We start from the raw sequence: 19,407 nt of genomic DNA on the forward strand, positions 1-19,407 counted from the left end.
ATAGAAGTTTCACTTGATTTGCAATATCCGACAGATAATTTCTTTGTGAAAAATGTACAACCATTCATCCCAATGTTTCTTTCAGGTATAATAAAAGTAGGATTTTTCTGAAAAAAGGAGGAGATATAATGAGTACATATGAAAACGCCTGGATACCTACAGCAGAACAAAAAGAAAGAACTCGGCTTTATCAATGGATGAAGAAACATGGTTATACTGATTACGAAGACTTTCAGAAAAAATCCGTGAACGATATTGATTGGCTCTGGGATGAAGCAGTCCAGGAGTTGGGAATTGAATGGTACACTCCATACAAAGAAACGTTAGATACGTCTAATGGAATCGCTTATCCAAATTGGTTCGTCGATGGCGAACTGAACGTAGCTCACAACGCTTTGGATAAATGGGCAGAAGATCCTTCTAAAAAAGATGATGTCGCTCTTTACTGGGAAGGAGACAATGGAGATAAGCGTGAATATACCTATGAAGAACTCCAACAGGAAGTAAATGCGATTGCGAACGGTTTTGAAAATAACGGCATTACACACGGAGACGTCGTCACACTCTATATGCCGATGCTACCTGAAACGCTGATCGCCATGCTTGCTGTCTCCAAAGTCGGGGCTGTCTTTTCCCCTGCTTTCTCAGGATACAAAGCAGATGCGATTGCTACCAGAATTCAAGCATCGAAAGCGAAAGCACTCATAACTGCTGACGGTTTTTACAGGCGAGGCAAAACGATTCCAATGAAAGATGAAGCTGACCTCGCTGCTGATCAGTGTCCATCTTTAGAGCATGTCTTCGTAGTAGAACGTGCAGGCAATGAAATAGCTTGGAATGAATATCGTGATCTGCCATGGTCTCATCTGCAAAAAAATGAAACCGTTTACAATACTGCGGTGAAAAAGACTGATGACCCTTTCATGCTGATCTATACTTCCGGTACGACAGGGAAACCTAAAGGCGCGGTACATACACACGCAGGTTTTCCGATCAAATCGGCTTTTGATGCCGGGATTTGCATGGATCTCTCAAAAGATGACACATTGTTCTGGTATACAGATATGGGATGGATGATGGGCCCATTCCTCGTGTACGGAGGTCTGATGAACGGTGCATCCATCGTCATGTTTGAAGGGACTCCGGACTACCCAGAACCTGATCGTTTATGGGACTTAGTCGAAAATTATCAAGTGACCCATCTGGGGATTTCTCCCACACTGATAAGATCGATGATGAAACACGGGGAACAATGGATTGAAAAACATGATTTGAGTTCATTGAAACTGATCGGATCTACAGGCGAGCCATGGAATACAGAACCATGGAACTGGTTATTCAAGCATGCCGGAAATCAAAAAGTACCGATTTTCAATTATTCAGGCGGCACTGAAATATCCGGTGGGATTTTAGGTAATGTCCTCGTCAAGCCGATTCAGCCTGTGACCTTCAATGCTGCCCTCCCTGGGATGGATGTAAATGTATTTGATGAAAGCGGGCAGCCGCTACTTAATGAAGTCGGTGAACTTGTACTGCTTAAGCCATGGGTCGGGATGACAAACAGCTTTTTCGAAGATGACGAACGCTATGAGCAAACATATTGGAGCCGCTTCAAAGATACGTGGGTCCATGGGGATTGGGTCATCAAAGACGAAGAAGGTTATTACACAATTACAGGAAGATCAGATGACGTTTTGAATGTAGCTGGTAAACGGTTAGGACCTGCCGAGGTCGAATCGGTCCTTGTAGAGCATAAGGCAGTCATTGAAGCAGGTGTTGTCGGTGTTCCACATGATATAAAAGGCGAAGAACCGATTGCTTTCGTCGTTACTAAACCGGATACAGAACCATCAGAAGACTTATTAACACAATTGAAAAATCATCTCGAACAAAAGCTCGGAAAAGCGTTAGCTCCGAAAAAACTGTTCATAGTCGATGATCTCCCGAAAACCCGGAATGCAAAAGTGATGAGACGTGCTATTAAAACGGCTTATCTGAATGAACCAGCTGGTGACTTGAGTGCTTTAGAAAATCCGGACAGCGTTGAACAAATCCGTCGTATCGGACAAGGCACATCAACTAGTTCTTAACCACATAAAAAGCCCTGGATCAGATTTTGATCCAGGGCTTTTTGATGGTCCAGGCGTTTTAAACTGGATATACACCATGTTTCCTTTCGGTGAATGATATACCCTTCGTCTCGTAAGAATCATAACGGATAGACAATTCTTCTCGGAGTCGATCCGGCTGGACGATATCATCGATGACCATCTCAGAAGCGAGTCGGTATATATCAATGTTTTCTTTATACTCCTCGTGCTTTTCTTTAATGAACGCAGGGCGATCTTCTTCTGGTAACTGAGCGATCTTATTTGCATAAACAGCATTCACGGCAGCTTCAGGACCCATCACTGCGATTTGTGCAGTAGGTAAAGCCAGGCAAGCATCCGGTTCAAATGCTGGACCTGCCATTGCATACAATCCTGCACCATATGCTTTTCTTACAACGACTGAAATTTTAGGAACGGTCGCTTCACTCATGGCAGAAAGCATTTTCGCACCATGCCGGATGATCCCAGCACGTTCCACTTTCGTACCGATCATGAAGCCCGGTATATCTGCAAGGAATAATAACGGAATGTTGAAGGCGTCACATAACTGGATGAATTTCGCTGCCTTGTCCGCTGAGTCTGGAAACAATACGCCACCTTTAGCCCTAGGCTGGTTCGCGATGATACCGACAGGCCGACCTTCTATTCTTGATAATCCTGTAATAAGCTCTGGAGCAAATTTTTTCTTGATTTCACAAAAACTATCTTCATCGATCAGGCGCTCGATCAGTTGATACATATCGAATGGAGCATTTTGATTTTCAGGGATCAACTCTTTAATGGATTTGTCGAAAGCTGCCGGCTGCAATGATTCTTGTTTCGCAGGCAATTCACGATAACTTTGCGGGAAGTAACCCATATATTTTCTAGCAAAAGCTATCGCATCACTTTCGTCTTTAGCAAGAACGTCTCCACAACCGGAGACAGAACAATGCATGTTCGCCCCGCCCATTTCTTCAAGGGATACTTTTTCTCCGATCACTTTTTCAGCCATTCGCGGCGAGCCTAAATACATAGAGGCATTGCCATCGACCATGACTACGATGTCACAGAAGGCAGGTATGTAGGCACCACCAGCTGCAGAGGGTCCGAATAGCAGACACACTTGAGGCACACGGCCAGAGAGCTTGATCTGGTTATGAAAGATCCGTCCAGCTCCCCGGCGATTCGGGAACATTTCCACTTGGTCTGTGATTCTGGCTCCCGCAGAGTCTACCAAGTAAAGCATCGGAAGATTCAATTTCAAAGCAGTTTCCTGAATGCGGATGATTTTTTCAACTGTCCGTGCTCCCCATGATCCCGCTTTGACTGTTGAATCATTCGCCATCACACATACTTTTTCTCCATTGATTCTTCCAATCCCGGTAACGACTCCATCTGCTGGCAGGGACTCATCTTGACAATTCGCGAAGAAAGCATCTTCCACATCCATATCCTCATCGAATAATAGATTCAGTCTTTCCCGCACGAACATTTTTCCTTTTTCCGTATTCTTTTCATGGTATTTATCAGCACCGCCAGAAGCGATTTTTTTGGTTTTCTCTTCTAAGGTTTGGTTTATAGACATCGTTTTCTCCACCTTTACTCTCCTTTATATTCAGGCTTCCTTTTTTCTTTAAAAGCTTGAAGGCCTTCGATCCGGTCGGAAGTAGGGATCGTCTTTTCATAGCAGGCACGCTCAATCTTCAATCCATCTTCCAATTTTGCGTCAAAACCTTCATTAATCGCTTTCTTCGCCTGTCTGATCGCTACTGGCCCATTGCGAGCGATGGTTGAAGCGAAATCTTTCGCTTCCTGCATGAGGAATTGCGGCTCATGGATGTATTCAACAAGACCGAGCTTATGAGCGCGATCCGCTTCCACAGCTTTAGCCGAATAGATCATCGCTTTTGCTTTCCCGAGGCCAATCAATTTTGTCAGTCTTTGGGTCCCGCCGGCACCTGGAATGATAGCAAGAGAAGTTTCTGTCAATCCGACTTTTGCTGATGTGCTCATGATGCGGAGATCACAGGCGAGAGCAAGCTCCAGCCCGCCGCCAAATGCTACACCATTGAGAAGTCCGATGGTCGGAACTGGAATTTCTTCTACCAGCCGGATCGTGTCGCCGATTTTCCGAACCGTTTGAATGACTTCATCATCAGACATTGTTGAGCGCTCTTTCAAATCTGCTCCTGCACAAAAGGCTTTGTTCCCTTCACCTGTGATTAAGACGACACGAATTTCAGGGCGCCGTTTAATTTCTTCTGCTTTTTCAGCTAAATCATCCAAGAGGCGAATTGACAGAGCATTCGCAGCTTCTGGACGCTTCAACATTAATAAATAGACATGTGGTTCAACCTCTTCTAAAGATACAAGTGATGGCATCTGTCACACCCTTTCTTTATTCAAGACTTGCATTTGATGACTGGGAAGAGATTGTTTCAACACCTTTTGAATATAATCTCCTGCTTCTTTCAACTTTTGCTCATCGATCCCTGTTTCAATTCCCATCTTATGGAGCATATGCACAAGGTCATCTGTCGCTAAGTTACCTGAAGCTCCTTTGGCATACGGACAACCTCCGAGACCGCCTAAGGAAGCATCGAATGTAGTGATGCCATGTTGAAGAGAGACCAGTACGTTCGCTAAAGCCATCCCTCTCGTATTATGAAAATGCATCGCAATCCGATCGAAAGAAAGTCTTTCCTGCAGCCTTGGTAAGACGTCGTCAACTTGCTTCGGATTCGCAACACCGATTGTATCTCCAAGAGAAAGCTCGTCAATTCCCATACTCAGTAATTTCTCACTCACCTCAGCTACTTGTTCAACAGGAACATCACCTTCATAAGGACAGCCGAAAACAGTAGACACATACCCGCGCACTGTTTTGCTTTCCTGTTTCGCCATTTTGACGACTTCTTCTAAAACTGGATAGGTTTCCTCTATCGATTTATTAATATTTTTTTTGTTATGAGTTTCGCTTGCTGACATGAAAACAGAAACTTCGTCCACTCCTGTTTCTAATGCAGCCTCCAGACCTTTCATATTGGGCACAAGGGCAGCATAGGTGGTTTCAGGGTTACGTCTGATCGATGTCGCCACACTTCTTGCATCCTTCAATTGAGGGATCCACTTGGGGTGGACGAAGGAACTGAACTCGATATAGGAATAACCCGCTTCTGATAATAAGTCAATCCAGGCCACCTTATCTTTGAAAGGTACTTCCTCCGATTCATTTTGCAGCCCATCCCTTGGACCGACCTCTTTGATGGTTACTTTATCTGGCAATTCCAGCATGTGATCCGCTCCTATTTATTCAATGATCGCAATGACGTCGCCTTCATTGACGAAATCACCTTCTCCAACTTTCAATTCTTTCACGACCCCTGATGTTTCTGCCGCAATAGGGATTTCCATTTTCATAGACTCTAAAATGACGATATCCTGACCGTCACTCACTTCTTCTCCTTCTTTTGCAACTAGTTTCCATACACTTCCTGCCATTGATGCTTTAATTTCGCTCATTTTTCTTCCTCCTCATTGGTTTGTCAAAGTCGGTAAATAGTAATCTTGGATAAAAGTCGTTTTTGTTTCACCCTGTTTGAATTTTTCATGAGTGATGACTCGCTTCAGCATAGTGAGATTCGATTTGATTCCTTCAATTTCATATTCGTGGACCGCTTTGATGAGTCGATCGATCGCATCCTGACGATCTTCGCCGTGAACAACCAATTTTGCTATCATCGGATCATAAAAAGGTGTGACCTGTGAGTTCCCTTCTACAGCGAGCTCATGACGGACCCCCGGCCCCTCGGGCAATGTCAATTTAGTCAACTGACCTGGTGATGGGTAAAAAGTATTCGAGTCTTCGGCGTAAATCCGTACTTCGATCGCATGTCCATCGATGACCAAATCATTTTGTTCAATAGATAATTTCTCTCCTGCGGCTACTTTGAGCTGCTGTTCTACTAGATCGATGCCTGTAATTTGCTCTGTGACAGGGTGTTCGACCTGCAGCCTTGTGTTCATTTCCAGGAAGTAAAAGTTTTCATCATCGTCCACAAGGAACTCGATTGTCCCTGCATTGGTATAGCCTAATGTTTTCACAGCCTGTAACGCGCTTTCCCCCATCTTCTGACGTGTCTCATCAGTAAGTTCCGGGGAAGGAGCTTCTTCTACGACTTTTTGATGACGTCGCTGGATGGAGCATTCCCTTTCGAATAAATGGACAGCATGGCCATGAGAATCTGCTAAAACCTGGATCTCGATATGTCTTGGATCCTCAATCAATTTTTCGATGAACATCTTTCCATCACCGAAAAACGCCTGGGCTCGTTTCGAGTTCCCTTCAAAAGCCTTTTCAAGTTCCTCATCGTTGTAAACAGCCTGCATACCAATACCACCGCCACCAGCTGCTGCTTTCAGCATGACCGGATACCCGAAGTCTACGGCCAGTTGTTTAGCATCTTCTGCAGTAGCTACGGCATCTTCTGTTCCGGGTATGATAGGCACTCCCGCCTTTTTCATTTCTGCACGGGCAGCGATTTTATCACCCATTTTAGAAATCACATCCGCATCCGGCCCAATGAAAGTAAGTCCGGCCGCTTCTGTTTGACGCGCGAACTCTGCATTCTCACTAAGCAGTCCATACCCGGGATGAATGGCTTCCGCTCCGGATTCTTTTGCTACTCTCAATATTTTTTCTATGTTCAGATAGGACTCGTTGACGCGGGGTTTCCCTATTAAATAACTTTCGTCAGCAAGCTGTACATAAGGTGCTGTTTGATCTGCCTCTGAATAGACGGCAACAGCTTTGATGTTCAAACGTTTGCAGGTTCTAATAATGCGGGAAGCGATTTCCCCACGATTCGCGATCAATATTTTTGTAAACATAACGATCCCCCCTCTTTTAAGATTTCAGATTCATCATTTCTAATGCATCTTCTCTAAGTCTGAATTTCTGGATTTTCCCACTCGCTGTCATCGGATATTCTTCCGTGAATGTAATGTACCGTGGAATTTTATGTTTAGAGATTTTACCAGAACAAAATTCTCTGATATCGCTTTCATCAATGGATACATTTTGTTTAGGAATAATCCACGCCATGATCTCTTCCCCATATTTTTCATCTGGAATACCGACGACTTGAACGTCCAGGACATCAGGATGCTGATATAAGAATTCTTCGATCTCTCTCGGGTATACGTTCTCACCACCGCGAATGATCATATCTTTGATCCGTCCGGTGATTTCAACATAACCGCTTTCATCCATAACAGCAATATCTCCGGTATGGAGCCAGCCATCAGGGTCTATCGCAGCACTCGTCGCTTCTTCATTTTTGTAATACCCTTCCATCACCAAATATCCTCGAGTACATAGTTCGCCGGGAATACCGGGTTCAACTTCTTCTCCTGTAGCAGGTTCGATGACTTTCACTTCTACATTTGGATGTACACGGCCAACGCTGCTTACGCGAAGATCGATCGGGTCGTCGGCTTTTGTTTGCGTGATGACTGGTGAAGACTCTGTTTGCCCGTAAGCAATCGTAATTTCTTCTGCTCCCATATCATCAATCACACTTTTCATCACTTCCATTGGACAAGTGGATCCAGCCATGATGCCTGTTCTCAACGTCGTCGGTTTCAACTCTTCATAGTCTGGATGGTTCAACTCAGCGATGAACATCGTCGGGACACCATGCAAGGCGGTGCATTTTTCTTCCTTGACCGCACGCAACACTTTCTCTGGATCGAACTGTTCTAAAATGACCATCGTAGTTCCTTTAGATACAGCAGCCATTGTGCCTAACACACAACCGAAACAGTGGAAAAATGGGACAGGGATGCACAAACGGTCTTCTTCTGTCAGACGCATGCAATCGGCCACCTGGTTTCCATTATTGACAATGTTGTAATGACTCAGCATGACCCCTTTAGGAAAACCTGTAGTCCCAGAAGTGTACTGCATGTTAATGACATCTCTGTAGGAAAGCGACCGTTTCCGTTCATTCAATTCTTCGTCACTGATGGTCAGGCCCATGTCGAGCAGATCCTGCCAGGTATAGCATCCACGATGGGATTTTTCGCTTAAAACAACGACATTCTTCAAAAAGGGTAGGCGGGCGCTTTGTAAATCTCCTTTTTCTGAAGTTTCAAGTTCAGGACAGATTTCTTTCAGGATATTGATGTAGGACGTCCCCTTGAAATCTTCGGCTAAAATCAATGTCGATGCATCCGACTGTTTCAGAAGATACTCCAGTTCCTGTGCCCGATAGTTAGTGTTTACGGTTACTAAGACACCACCCATTTTCCCTGAAGCGAATTGAGATAGAAGCCATTCAGGTTTGTTATCTGACCAAACGGCCATATGTTCCCCTTTGTCAATTCCCAGGGCCATCAGTCCTTTAGCAACTTCATTCGTCATCTCATTGAATTCTGAATACGTTTTTCTCAAATTTTTTTCGGGATATACAAGTGCTTCGTGATCGGGATATGACTCCGCTTGCCTTTCTAACAATTCACCAACTGTCTCTTCTAAAAGTGGCATGTGGCTTCCTCCTTCGTTTTTTTAACAACCAAGTTGACGGGCAATGACCATACGTTGGATTTCAGATGTCCCTTCACCGATTTCAAGCAGCTTCGCATCGCGCAAAAATCTCTCAACTTCATATTCCCTCATATAGCCATACCCACCGTGAATCTGAATCGCCTGATTTGCCGATCGGAAAGCAGTTTCAGAGGCGAACAGTTTGGCATAAGCGGATTCTTTCGTGAAGTTTTTCCCCTGATCTTTCAACCAGGCCGCTTTTAACACCATGTTCCGCGCAAGTTCGACTTCCATCGCCATGTCGGCTAGCTTGAACTGGATCGCCTGAAATTTAGAAATCGGCTGCCCGAACTGTTTTCTCTCTTTCGCATACGCCAATGCACGATCCAGGGAGGCTTGAGCGATTCCCACCGCTAACGCTGCTATGGAAATACGTCCGCCATCAAGGGTGTGCAAAAACTGTTTAAAGCCTTTTTGTGGGTCGCCAAGGATATTTTCTTTCGGTACTTTGACATCTTCTAAGACAATTTCAGATGTGTTGGAGCCCCGGACACCCATTTTTTCGTAAGGACTTGTAATCGTCATGCCCGGTGAATCTTTTGGAACAATGAATGCGGAAATGATGTTCTTTCCGTCATCCCTTTTACCAGAAACGGCTGTAACAGTGATGGACCTCGCATATTCAGCATTCGTAATCCAACACTTTTCCCCATTAATGACATAATGGTCCCCTTTTAATTCGGCACGTGTTTTCGTTCCTCCTGCGTCAGAACCCGCATTCGGTTCAGTCAATCCAAAGGAAGCAAGGGCCTCCCCTTTTGCAAGCGGGATCAGAAATTCATGTTTTTGATCTTCTGTACCGAAATAGTAAATCGGGCTGGCACCGAGCGAGACAGCAGCAGCATAGCTGAGACCTGTCGAACCACACACTCTGCCTATTTCTTCTACAGCCAGAGCATAGCTGGTCGTATCGCCTCCCGATCCTCCATATTCTTCAGGAAAAGGAATGCCCAGCAAACCAAGTTTTCCCATCTCTTCAAAAATGTCCTGCGGAAATTCTGCATTTCTATCAATATCCACCGCCCTCGGACCAATGACGTTCTCAGCAAAATCGCGAACCATTTTTCTAGTCATCTCTTGTTCTTTCGTCAATTCAAAATTCATGTGATTCCTCCTCAAGGAATAAAGACCGACTGGTTGGTCTGTTTTACTTCTAAAAATAATGAAAGCGTTTACTCGCTTTCGTAAAAAAAAGGAACTTTAAGCATGTGATTCAAATAATCTTCATCTACTCTACCCGGCAGCAAAAAATGCAGAACCAAATCGGTAAAAACTTCTGCGATTTGATTGATCGTATAACTGCCTTCACGCTTATACCATTTGTAAATCCAGTTGACCATACCCAAAATCGCCATGCCTGTAATTTCAACAGGTAATTCTTTACGGAAGTATCCTTCCTCCTGACCCTCCTTGATGACGTGAAAGATCATCCGTTTGAATTCATCTCTTTTACCTTTGATTTTTTCCTCATAGGCGGGCTTTAAGTAAAGGCTTTCCTGATAAAAAACCGAGATATGCGGTTTATATAAATCAAATACCTGGACAAACGCCTGGATAATCGCCTGGACTTTAGGTATTGGGGAGGTGTGGATGACGTTGGCGGCATGAGCTTCTTTCAAGACATATGTAATGAACGTATCATGGATGACAAATAGTAGTTCGTCTTTTGATTGAAAGTGGTGATAAAAACCGCCTTTAGATGTATTGGACGCCTGCACGATTTGATTGACCGTAACCCCGTGGAAACCTTGCTGGTCGAATAATTCTAAGGATGTCTGTATGATCTTCTCCTTCAAATCACTCATACATCAACTCCCTTCTGCTGAATATACATTCATTTTATCACATTTTTCTGAAAATACAACGTAAAAAAAGCAGCCCTTGTGAAGGGCCGCTTCTTGATTTCAGTCTGATTCATTCGCTTCTGTATCAAAAGGAATTTCATAACCAGGTTTGATCCAGGCTTCAACCAGTTTGCCTTTTTGTTCTGTATCCAACACGTAAGATCCGTTACTGTAACGATCATTCACTTTGAAATCCATCGTATTGACTTCAACGGTTTCTTCCTTATCTGTCATGAGAAGTACTTGATCATTACGTTGAACGAGATGCACATCAATCAGTCTGTGAGGATCTTTTTTCAATTCCCTCAGCATGATTACTCCCCGTTTTCCGCGTGTCGTCCGTTCGAACTCTTTCAAGCGCATCCGTTTAACTGCTGCTCTGTGTGTGGAAATCAGAATTGAAGGATCTTCAGAAGCGTTAAACACTTGGCCTGATACGACTTCTTCGCCTTCTTTCAAAGTAATCGCTTTTACACCTGCAGCTCGTTGGCCGACTGTGTTGACTTCTTCTTCATGATACCAAAGACCATAAGCCTTATTCGAAGCAATGAACAGTTCTGAATTGCCTCCTGTGAGGTGGACATCGACGACTTCATCATCTTTTTTCAAATTAACCGCAACAAGGGCTTTCGAATGACGCTGAGCTTGATACAGCTTCAAGTCACTCTTCTTGACCATTCCGTTTTTCGTGAAGAATATAAGGTATTGATCATCCTTGAATTCCCTTACCGGTATGGCTTCCACTATATACTCATCTTTTTCAACCTGGACTATATTTGAAATATACTGTCCTAAGTCCTTCCACCGTATATCAGGAAGTTTATGAACGGGTAAAAACAGATACTTGCCGAGGTTCGTAAATAAAAGAATGGTATCAGTTGTGTTGATTTCATATAAACGAAGGAGATGATCACCATCTTTCAAGGCAAAGTCTTCTCCATTCGAAGCTGCATACGAACGCAGGCTTGTCCGTTTAATGTACCCATGCTTCGTAACTGAAACTAAGACCTCTTCACTTGCGACGGTCACTTCAAGATCGACCTTCAGCTCTTGGACTTCATCTTCGATGTTTGTCATCCGTTCATCATTGTATTGTTTTTTCATCGAACGGAGATCAGCTTTTATGACTTTCATCATTTCACGTTCACTAGCTAATAACTTCTCTAAGTAATCGATTTGTTTCTGCAATTCGTCCGCTTCTGATTGCAGTGCTGTAATATCTGTATTCGTCAAGCGATAAAGCTGCAATGTCACAATCGCTTCTGATTGTTCCTCGGTGAAGTCATACTTGGCGATTAGCTGCTGTTTAGCATCCGCTTTGTCTTTGGAACCACGGATCGTTGTAATGACATCATCCAAAATGGAGATGGCTTTCATCAAACCTTCGACGATATGGGCACGTTTCTTCGCTTTATTCAAATCAAAAATCGACTGTCTTGTTACAACCTCTTTCTGGTGTTGAATATAAGAGTCCAGCATCATCGGTAAACTTAAAAGTTTCGGAGTGCGGTCATGGATCGCTACCATATTGAAATTGTAAGAAATCTGAAGATCTGTGTGCTTGTAAAGGTAATTGAGCACACCTTCACTGTTCGCATCTTTCTTCAACTCAATGACCACACGCATGCCTGTACGGTCTGTCTCATCTCTGACTTCAGTGATTCCTTCCACTTTCTTGTCGATACGAAGTTCGTCCATGCGTTTGACCATACTTGCTTTGTTGACTTCAAATGGAATCTCCTCAATCACAATGTGTTCACGTCCACCGCGCTGTTGCTGGATTTCCGCACGCCCACGCACGACAATTTTCCCTTTACCGGTTTCATAAGCCTTCTTGATCCCATCGACACCTTGGATAATGCCACCCGTCGGAAAGTCCGGTCCTTTCAGTTTCGTCATTAATTCAGAGACTTCTGCTGCAGGTTTATCGATTTTCATGATTACGGCGTCGATGACTTCCCCGATATTATGAGGAGGAATCTCTGTTGCGTAACCAGCGGAGATCCCTGTTGAACCATTTACGAGTAAATTAGGAAATTTCGCTGGTAACACGGTAGGTTCTTCTTGAGTATCATCAAAGTTAGGGATGAATTCGACGGTCTGTTTCTCGATATCTCTAAGCAGTTCGGAAGATATGGCTGAAAGCCTTGCTTCCGTATAACGCATAGCAGCAGGTGGATCACCATCCACACTGCCGTTGTTCCCGTGCATTTCAACTAACGATTTACGGACTTTCCACGTCTGACTCAAACGCACCATCGCATCATAGACAGATGTATCACCATGCGGGTGATAATTACCTATAACTGTACCGACGGTCTTCGCAGACTTACGATAAGCCTTATCGTGGGTATTCTTTTCATGGTGCATCGCATACAAAATACGGCGCTGCACGGGTTTCAGCCCGTCCCGGACATCCGGAAGAGCACGTTCTTGAATAATATATTTACTGTATCTCCCGAAGCGGTCTCCGAGAACTTCCTCTAATGGTAAATCTAAAAACTTTTCTGCCTCAGCCAACAGGAGGTCCCCCTTTTACGATTGAATTTTGTCGTTTTCTAAAATATTCGCTTCGTCTTCAAGACCGAAAGCGACGTGGGATTCAATCCATTTACGGCGAGGTTCAACTTTATCCCCCATCAATGTCGTAACACGACGTTCTACACGTGCAAGATCATCGATAGTAACACGAATCAATGTACGCGACTCTGGATTCATCGTTGTCTCCCAGAGTTGATCTGCATTCATTTCACCTAAACCTTTATAACGTTGGATCGAATAACCATTTTTAAACTCTTTAAGAATTTTCTGCATGCCTTCTTCGTCCCAGGCATATTCTGCTTTTTCTTTCTTTCCTTTACCTTTGGATACTTTGTATAGTGGTGGAAGAGCGATGAATACTTTACCTGCCTCCACTAACGGCCGCATATACCGGAAAAAGAAAGTCAAGAGCAGGACTTGAATATGAGCGCCGTCTGTATCGGCATCTGTCATAATCACGATTTTATCGTAATTGCAGTCTTCAAGGGTGAAGTCTCCTCCCACACCTGCACCGATCGTATGGATAATGGTAGAGATTTCCTCGTTCTTGAATATATCCGCAATTTTCGCTTTTTCTGTGTTGATGACTTTTCCTCTCAGCGGGAGAACAGCCTGAAACTTGCGATCCCGCCCCTGTTTCGCTGACCCGCCAGCTGAGTCACCCTCGACTAAATACAGCTCATTTTTTTGCGCATTCTTAGATTGAGCAGGTGTCAGCTTACCGCTCAACAATGAATCTTTACGTTTCTTTTTCTTTCCCGAGCGGGCATCCTCACGGGCTTTACGAGCCGCTTCCCGGGCTTCTTTCGCTTTGATGGCCTTCTTAATCAACATAGAGGCTGTGTCAGGGTTTTCTTCCAGGAAATAAGAGAGTTGTTCAGCTACGACACCATCGACTCCTGAACGCGCTTCGGATGTCCCCAGTTTACTTTTCGTTTGACCTTCGAACTGCAAGAGATTTTCAGGTATTCTTGCTGATATTATGGCTGTAAAACCTTCTCTGATATCGTTTCCTTCAAGATTTTTATCCTTTTCTTTTAGCAACTGCGCCCGTTTGGCATAATCATTAAAAATCCGAGTGATAGCCGTTTTTGCTCCGGATTCATGGGTTCCGCCATCTTTTGTACGGACATTATTCACAAAGGAAAGAATATTTTCGGCAAAACCATCGTTGAATTGAAATGCGAAATCGACCTCAATATCCCCGTGATTTCCTTCAAAAGAAACAACTGGGTGCAGCGTATCTTTTTCTTCGTTCAAGTAACTGACGAAGGACTCGAGGCCATCGTTGTATTGATATTCTTCTCTCACGGTTTCTTTCCGTTCATCTATCAGAATGATCCGAAAGCCTTTTAAAAGGAATGCGGCTTCCCTTAATCGCTCAGAAAGGGTTTCGAAATCGAACTTGGTCACTGAAAATATGGAAGGATCGGGCTTGAACCGGATCGTTGTCCCCGTTTTCCTAGTAGCCCCTTTATTTTCAAGAGATGTTACAGCTACACCCCCGTTCTCGAATCTCTGGTAAAACTTTTCTCCATCTCTACATATATGGACTTCCAACCATTCGGATAAAGCATTGACGACCGATGCTCCAACCCCATGAAGTCCACCTGAGGATTTGTATCCTCCCTGACCGAATTTACCTCCAGCGTGAAGAACGGTCAAGATGACTTCAGGTGTCGGCTTACCGGTTTTATGCATCCCCGTCGGCATTCCACGGGCTTCGTCCTGAACCGATACACTTCCATCTTTGTGGAGCTTGACAGTCATTTGCTGGCCGAATCCAGACAATGCTTCATCGATCGCATTGTCAACAATTTCATGGACCAAATGATGGAGTCCGCGATGGTCCGTCGACCCGATGTACATTCCGGGCCGCTTCCGCACTGCCTCCAATCCCTCTAGTACTTGTATGGAATCATCTGAATAGGTTTGATTTTGATTCGACAATTTACCATCGGCTCCTTTCTCTTTCTACATCAACTACTTCAATGATAGAACAAACGTTCGATTGTGTAAACGTTCAAAAAAACATCGCTTGTTATATTGTAGCGATTTTATAGGGTTTCGCAAACATAAATCTTCCAAAAAACATAAAAAAACCCCTGAATGAACAGGGATTTTTTTAAGAAAAATGCAGTTTTTCAACGATAAATCGAGTGTGCAACTTTGATGCAAACGTCCATGATGACAAGTTTAGAACTATCCTTCAACGTTTCATAAGCTTGGTTATGAAAGACGCCCAGCTGTGCCCAAAATGCTTTCGCATCAATCTCTTTCGCTTCCTCGGCTACTTCCGGTAAATGTTCAGACTTCCGGAAGACATTGATGATATCAACCGGCTCGTCGATGTCACTTAATCGGCTGACTGCCTTTTCGCCCAAAGCTTCAGAAATTGTCGGATTGACAGGAATGATTTTATAACCTGCAGCCTGCATTGCTTCGCTTACTTGATATGAAGTGCGGTGAGGTTTGTCTGATAAACCGACTACCGCTATCGTTTTCGATTCCGCTAAAACTTTTTTTATTTCCTCGTTGGATGGGTTTTGAAAAGCCATCATATCCCTCCTATTCTTCAATCAAACCTTCCTCGATGAGAAACTCACGAGCTACTTCTTCAGGAGACCTGTCTTCAAAATCAACGGCATAGTTCATTTCCCTCATTTGGTCTCCAGTAATCTTACCGCCCAGCTGATTCAGAACATCTTCAATCTCTGGATAACGATCTAACGTTTCCTGTCTCATGAGCGGTGCCCCTTGATAAGGTGGAAAGAGATTTTCTGGATCTTCTAAGACTTTCAAATTCAAATCGACCATATATCCAGCCGTAGCATAGGCATCAATGACATCTACATCTCCACTTGAAATGGCACCTTGGCGCAAGCCGGGATCCATCGTACGGACTTCTCCCAAATTAAGGTCATACACTTCTTTCATGCCTTGATATCCATCTTGACGATCATTGAATTCTAAAGTGAAACCAGCTGTTATTTGGTCTTCCACCCGCTTCAGATCACCGATCGTTTCTAGCTCGTATTGTTCAGCAAGCTCTTGAGTCGTCGCTACAGCATAAGTGTTATTGAACTGCATCGGTTCAAGGAAAGCCATATCATAAGTTTCGGACATGCCACTTTTCGCTTGCTGATACACTTCATCAGGTTTATTGCTTTCTGCCTGCTCGTCCAATAATGAAACGATAGCTGTACCAGTAAATTCCGGATAGATATCAATACTTCCTTCTTCCAAAGCACTGAAGACCAAATCCGTTTTGCCTAAGTTCGGTTTTAAACCGACACTTAAATCTGTATCTTCTTCAATCAGTAATTTATACATATTGATGAGAATCGCTGGTTCTGATCCTAACTTAGCCCCTAGTGTCAAATCGTTTTTCACTTTTCCGCCAAACGCTAACGGCCCGACAGCGATCAAAGCTGCAATTACCAGTAGACTGACTAACGACCTGAATCCTGATTTGGCCGAAGTACGTTCAAAAAGACGCAGAATGAGATCAAGTATAATGGCTAATAATGCCGCTGGAATAGCCCCTAGTAAAATGAGGTTCACATCTCCTCCACGATCCAGCCCTAACAGAATCAGATCCCCCAGTCCTCCTGCCCCTATAAGAGCAGCAATGGTGGTCGTTCCAACAATCAGTACCATAGAAGTCCGGATACCTGCCATGATAACAGGCATAGCTAAGGGGAGTTCAACTCTTGAAAGACGCCTGAATGAATTCATTCCCATCCCCGTAGCTGCCTCCTGCAAAGCTGGATTGACTTCCTTGATTCCAGTGTATGTGTTTCGTAAAATAGGTAAAAGACCATAAGCTGCCAGTGCGATAATGGCAGGTGTTTGACCGATTCCGAAAAACGGAATCAGGAAAGCTAAAACTGCTAAGCTGGGTATGGTCTGCAATATAGCTGTTACACCGATGATCGGCTCTGCAACCTTTTGTTTTCTCGTCAACAAAAGACCGAGCGGAACTGAAATAAGAGTGGCGATCACTAAAGCAATGATCGAAATCTGTAAGTGTTCCCATATCTTTTCCCAAAGGACGTTTTGTCTTTGCATGAAAACATTGATGAAACCAATCATTTTTGCACCACCTCATCTTCCTGTCTGGAATGTTCCTTGAGGTATAGCACAATATCCCTGTAAGAGAGCGTCCCGATCAGACGTTCACCTTTCATGACAGGCAGCACCCGATGCCCTGTCTCTTCAAATATATTGACCGCCTCTTTAAGGATCATTCCATTTTGAAGAGGAGGTAACTCCACTCTCTTGCCATCTTCCACTGCTCCGGCATATGTCTCATCGTTACCATTCAGAACATAGGTCCCTTTTTCTGGAATTAGCCCACTCTCATAATCTTCTATAGTGGAAATTTTATTCCTCGTTTGATCAACCATCACATCGACAGCAGTTTGCCAAGGTGTTTTCCTGCTTCCTATGAAGTCTTTTACGAACGAATTAGCAGGTTTCAGAATTAGATTTTGCGGGGTGTCTAACTGAATGACCTCCCCTTCTTTCATTAGGCACACCCGGTCCCCGAGAGCCATCGCTTCATCCATGTCATGTGTCACAAAAACGATGGTCTTTTGTATTTCCTGTTGAAGCTGCCGGATGTCTTTTTGCAATTGTTCACGGCTGATAGGATCAAGAGCACTGAATGGTTCATCCATGAGGATGATATCAGGATCTGCGGCCAAAGCTCTGATGACCCCCACCCGCTGTTGTTGACCACCAGAAAGCTCACTAGGCATTCTTTTTCGATGCTTCTCCGGTTCAAGACCTACCATTTCCATCAACTCGCCGATCCGCTTCGTCAAGTCTTTTTTCTTCCATTTTTTCATTTCAGGGACAATCGAAATATTTTCTTCAATCGTCATATGCGGAAAAAGTGCAATTTCCTGCAATACATAACCAATATTCCAGCGTAATTCGTGAATGTTATATTCTCTAATATCTTTATTATGTATAGTAATGGTCCCTGCGCTTGGATGGATGAGGCGGTTTACCATCTTCATCATTGTCGTTTTTCCGCATCCACTTGGTCCTATTAAAGTAAGCAGCTCTCCTTTTTGCACCTCCAAATCGATGTTTTTCAAAGCTGTCGTCCCGTCTGGATATGTTTTTGTCACATCAGTGAACGTAATCATCTTCTTCCCCCTAAGCGATAAAATAACAGATCATTTTTATATAACCCCATTCCGACATTTCGAAACCTCCCTTTATAAACATGCCACTTCTCGTGAAATAATGCAGGAGGCGAATCCCGAACAAATTCTTCTATCAAAACCTTTATACAGATGACAAGAAATCCCTTGTCACTATCCTTTATATTGATATAATTAAGAGATGTTGCGGAGGTGCGATATGAGATGTTTTATTATACTGATATCACTTCCAAATGGACATGGATGAAGGAGTGTTTCTCTTTCCTGCATTCTTATATTGTTCAAAAATAGAAAATTTACCAATTCAAATTGCTTAATTTCAGATAGATGCTCATCATTTATGTAAGTCACCCCCTATTTTAATCTAGTAAAGAGAAATAAATTATCAGTTCTTTATCAAATAAGCTCATGATAGACTAGAATAAAGACATGAAGGAGATGAACCCATTGGAATACGTACTTTATATCATTATCGCCTACCTCCTCGGCTCCATCCCGTCTGGGTTGATCGTAGGAAAAGCAGGCTACGGCAAGGACATCCGCGAACACGGGAGCGGTAATTTGGGAGGCACGAATACCTTCCGTGTTTTAGGCATCAAGGCCGGCTTGATTGTAACAACTGCAGATATATTGAAAGGCACAGCCGCTGCTGCTCTTCCCTATTTTGCAGGAGCAGATGTCATCCCACTTGTAGTCGGAATCTTTGCTGTCGTCGGTCATATGTACCCGATCTTCGCAAATTTCAAAGGCGGGAAAGCTGTAGCAACATCGGGTGGCGTCATACTCGGTGTCAATCCAGTCATTTTCATAATATTAATTCTATCATTTTTCATTATCTTATATTTCAGCAAATACGTATCCCTGTCATCCATGGTCAGTGGGATTATTGGTATTATTGCGACACTGATTGTTGAGGATTACGGGTTGACTCTTATCATTACACTTTTCACTATTTTTGTCATTTATAGACATCGTTCCAACATCAAACGGATCATCAACAAAACAGAACCGAAAATCACATGGATGTAGGCCGAAGAGCTTACCATCATAATGTGAAACAAGTCTATCCTTAACCGGGATAGGCTTGCTTTTATGGAGCATTCTATAAAAGTACACCACACAAGCATTCCATTGTATAAAAAGAA

15 protein-coding genes are annotated in these 19,407 nt (G+C 43.6%); 2 read left to right on the forward strand and 13 right to left on the reverse strand.

Features of this window, described 5'->3' with window-relative positions; all coding sequences use genetic code 11:
* Window positions 1-128: 128 nt before the first annotated feature.
* Entirely contained in the window at window positions 129-2,090 is a 1,962-nt protein-coding gene (locus HLI_RS01015; protein ID WP_128522641.1) for an AMP-binding protein, read from the forward strand.
* A gap of 58 nt (window positions 2,091-2,148) precedes the next feature.
* On the opposite strand, the gene HLI_RS01020 is transcribed toward HLI_RS01015, so the two are convergent.
* The 13 genes from HLI_RS01020 to HLI_RS01080 form a co-directional block, all read right to left on the reverse strand.
* The gene (locus HLI_RS01020) at window positions 2,149-3,678 is read right to left on the reverse strand and encodes an acyl-CoA carboxylase subunit beta (RefSeq protein ID WP_128522642.1); all 1,530 of its coding nucleotides are present in this window, start codon (window positions 3,676-3,678) and stop codon (window positions 2,149-2,151) included.
* Between the two features lie 14 nt (window positions 3,679-3,692).
* On the reverse strand, window positions 3,693-4,475 hold the full coding sequence (locus tag HLI_RS01025; protein ID WP_128522643.1) for an enoyl-CoA hydratase-related protein: 783 nt from the start codon (window positions 4,473-4,475) through the stop codon (window positions 3,693-3,695).
* Between the two features lie 3 nt (window positions 4,476-4,478).
* Window positions 4,479-5,387: a hydroxymethylglutaryl-CoA lyase gene (locus tag HLI_RS01030; protein WP_128522644.1), complete on the reverse strand. Its 909-nt coding sequence runs from the start codon at window positions 5,385-5,387 to the stop codon at window positions 4,479-4,481.
* Between the two features lie 15 nt (window positions 5,388-5,402).
* Window positions 5,403-5,615 (reverse strand): acetyl-CoA carboxylase biotin carboxyl carrier protein subunit, encoded by a 213-nt coding sequence (locus HLI_RS01035; RefSeq protein WP_128522645.1) that lies wholly within the window; start codon window positions 5,613-5,615, stop codon window positions 5,403-5,405.
* A 12-nt stretch (window positions 5,616-5,627) separates the two neighbouring features.
* The gene (locus HLI_RS01040; RefSeq protein ID WP_128522646.1) at window positions 5,628-6,983 is read right to left on the reverse strand and encodes an acetyl-CoA carboxylase biotin carboxylase subunit; all 1,356 of its coding nucleotides are present in this window, start codon (window positions 6,981-6,983) and stop codon (window positions 5,628-5,630) included.
* A gap of 16 nt (window positions 6,984-6,999) precedes the next feature.
* Entirely contained in the window at window positions 7,000-8,640 is a 1,641-nt protein-coding gene (locus HLI_RS01045; protein WP_128522647.1) for an AMP-binding protein, read from the reverse strand.
* Window positions 8,641-8,661: 21 nt separating this feature from the next.
* Window positions 8,662-9,804: an acyl-CoA dehydrogenase gene (locus HLI_RS01050; RefSeq protein ID WP_128522648.1), complete on the reverse strand. Its 1,143-nt coding sequence runs from the start codon at window positions 9,802-9,804 to the stop codon at window positions 8,662-8,664.
* A 68-nt stretch (window positions 9,805-9,872) separates the two neighbouring features.
* Window positions 9,873-10,505, reverse strand: coding sequence for a TetR/AcrR family transcriptional regulator (locus tag HLI_RS01055; protein ID WP_128522649.1), 633 nt, complete (start codon window positions 10,503-10,505; stop codon window positions 9,873-9,875).
* Window positions 10,506-10,604: 99 nt separating this feature from the next.
* Window positions 10,605-13,064 (reverse strand): DNA topoisomerase IV subunit A, encoded by a 2,460-nt coding sequence (gene parC, locus HLI_RS01060; protein WP_128522650.1) that lies wholly within the window; start codon window positions 13,062-13,064, stop codon window positions 10,605-10,607.
* Between the two features lie 15 nt (window positions 13,065-13,079).
* Window positions 13,080-15,035, reverse strand: a complete 1,956-nt coding sequence (gene parE, locus HLI_RS01065; RefSeq protein ID WP_128522651.1) for a DNA topoisomerase IV subunit B — start codon at window positions 15,033-15,035, stop codon at window positions 13,080-13,082.
* Between the two features lie 194 nt (window positions 15,036-15,229).
* Window positions 15,230-15,643, reverse strand: coding sequence for a CoA-binding protein (locus HLI_RS01070; RefSeq protein ID WP_128522652.1), 414 nt, complete (start codon window positions 15,641-15,643; stop codon window positions 15,230-15,232).
* A 10-nt stretch (window positions 15,644-15,653) separates the two neighbouring features.
* On the reverse strand, window positions 15,654-17,180 hold the full coding sequence (locus HLI_RS01075) for an ABC transporter permease/substrate-binding protein (RefSeq protein ID WP_128522653.1): 1,527 nt from the start codon (window positions 17,178-17,180) through the stop codon (window positions 15,654-15,656).
* A complete protein-coding gene (locus HLI_RS01080; RefSeq protein ID WP_128522654.1) occupies window positions 17,177-18,244 on the reverse strand; it encodes an ABC transporter ATP-binding protein in 1,068 nt (355 codons plus the stop codon). The genes HLI_RS01075 and HLI_RS01080 overlap by 4 nt, the downstream gene beginning before the upstream one ends.
* A 465-nt stretch (window positions 18,245-18,709) precedes the next feature.
* On the opposite strand from HLI_RS01080, the gene plsY reads away from it, so the two are divergent.
* Complete coding sequence (plsY, locus tag HLI_RS01085) at window positions 18,710-19,291, forward strand: glycerol-3-phosphate 1-O-acyltransferase PlsY (protein WP_128522655.1); 582 nt, start codon at window positions 18,710-18,712, stop codon at window positions 19,289-19,291.
* Window positions 19,292-19,407: the final 116 nt, after the last annotated feature.

The sequence above is a fragment of the Halobacillus litoralis genome (assembly GCF_004101865.1).
GTDB classification, from domain to species: Bacteria; Bacillota; Bacilli; order Bacillales; family Halobacillaceae; genus Halobacillus; species Halobacillus litoralis_A.

Coding starts and splice junctions, on each gene's coding strand:
- HLI_RS01020 (WP_128522642.1), bottom strand. CDS start 3,678: ATGTCTATAAACCAAACCTTAGAAGAGAAAACCAAAAAAATCGCTTCT.
- HLI_RS01055 (WP_128522649.1), bottom strand. CDS start 10,505: ATGAGTGATTTGAAGGAGAAGATCATACAGACATCCTTAGAATTATTC.
- HLI_RS01035 (WP_128522645.1), bottom strand. CDS start 5,615: ATGAGCGAAATTAAAGCATCAATGGCAGGAAGTGTATGGAAACTAGTT.
- HLI_RS01070 (WP_128522652.1), bottom strand. CDS start 15,643: ATGGCTTTTCAAAACCCATCCAACGAGGAAATAAAAAAAGTTTTAGCG.
- HLI_RS01015 (WP_128522641.1), top strand. CDS start 129: ATGAGTACATATGAAAACGCCTGGATACCTACAGCAGAACAAAAAGAA.
- HLI_RS01050 (WP_128522648.1), bottom strand. CDS start 9,804: ATGAATTTTGAATTGACGAAAGAACAAGAGATGACTAGAAAAATGGTT.
- HLI_RS01075 (WP_128522653.1), bottom strand. CDS start 17,180: ATGATTGGTTTCATCAATGTTTTCATGCAAAGACAAAACGTCCTTTGG.
- HLI_RS01040 (WP_128522646.1), bottom strand. CDS start 6,983: ATGTTTACAAAAATATTGATCGCGAATCGTGGGGAAATCGCTTCCCGC.
- HLI_RS01030 (WP_128522644.1), bottom strand. CDS start 5,387: ATGCTGGAATTGCCAGATAAAGTAACCATCAAAGAGGTCGGTCCAAGG.
- HLI_RS01025 (WP_128522643.1), bottom strand. CDS start 4,475: ATGCCATCACTTGTATCTTTAGAAGAGGTTGAACCACATGTCTATTTA.
- HLI_RS01045 (WP_128522647.1), bottom strand. CDS start 8,640: ATGCCACTTTTAGAAGAGACAGTTGGTGAATTGTTAGAAAGGCAAGCG.
- HLI_RS01080 (WP_128522654.1), bottom strand. CDS start 18,244: ATGATTACGTTCACTGATGTGACAAAAACATATCCAGACGGGACGACA.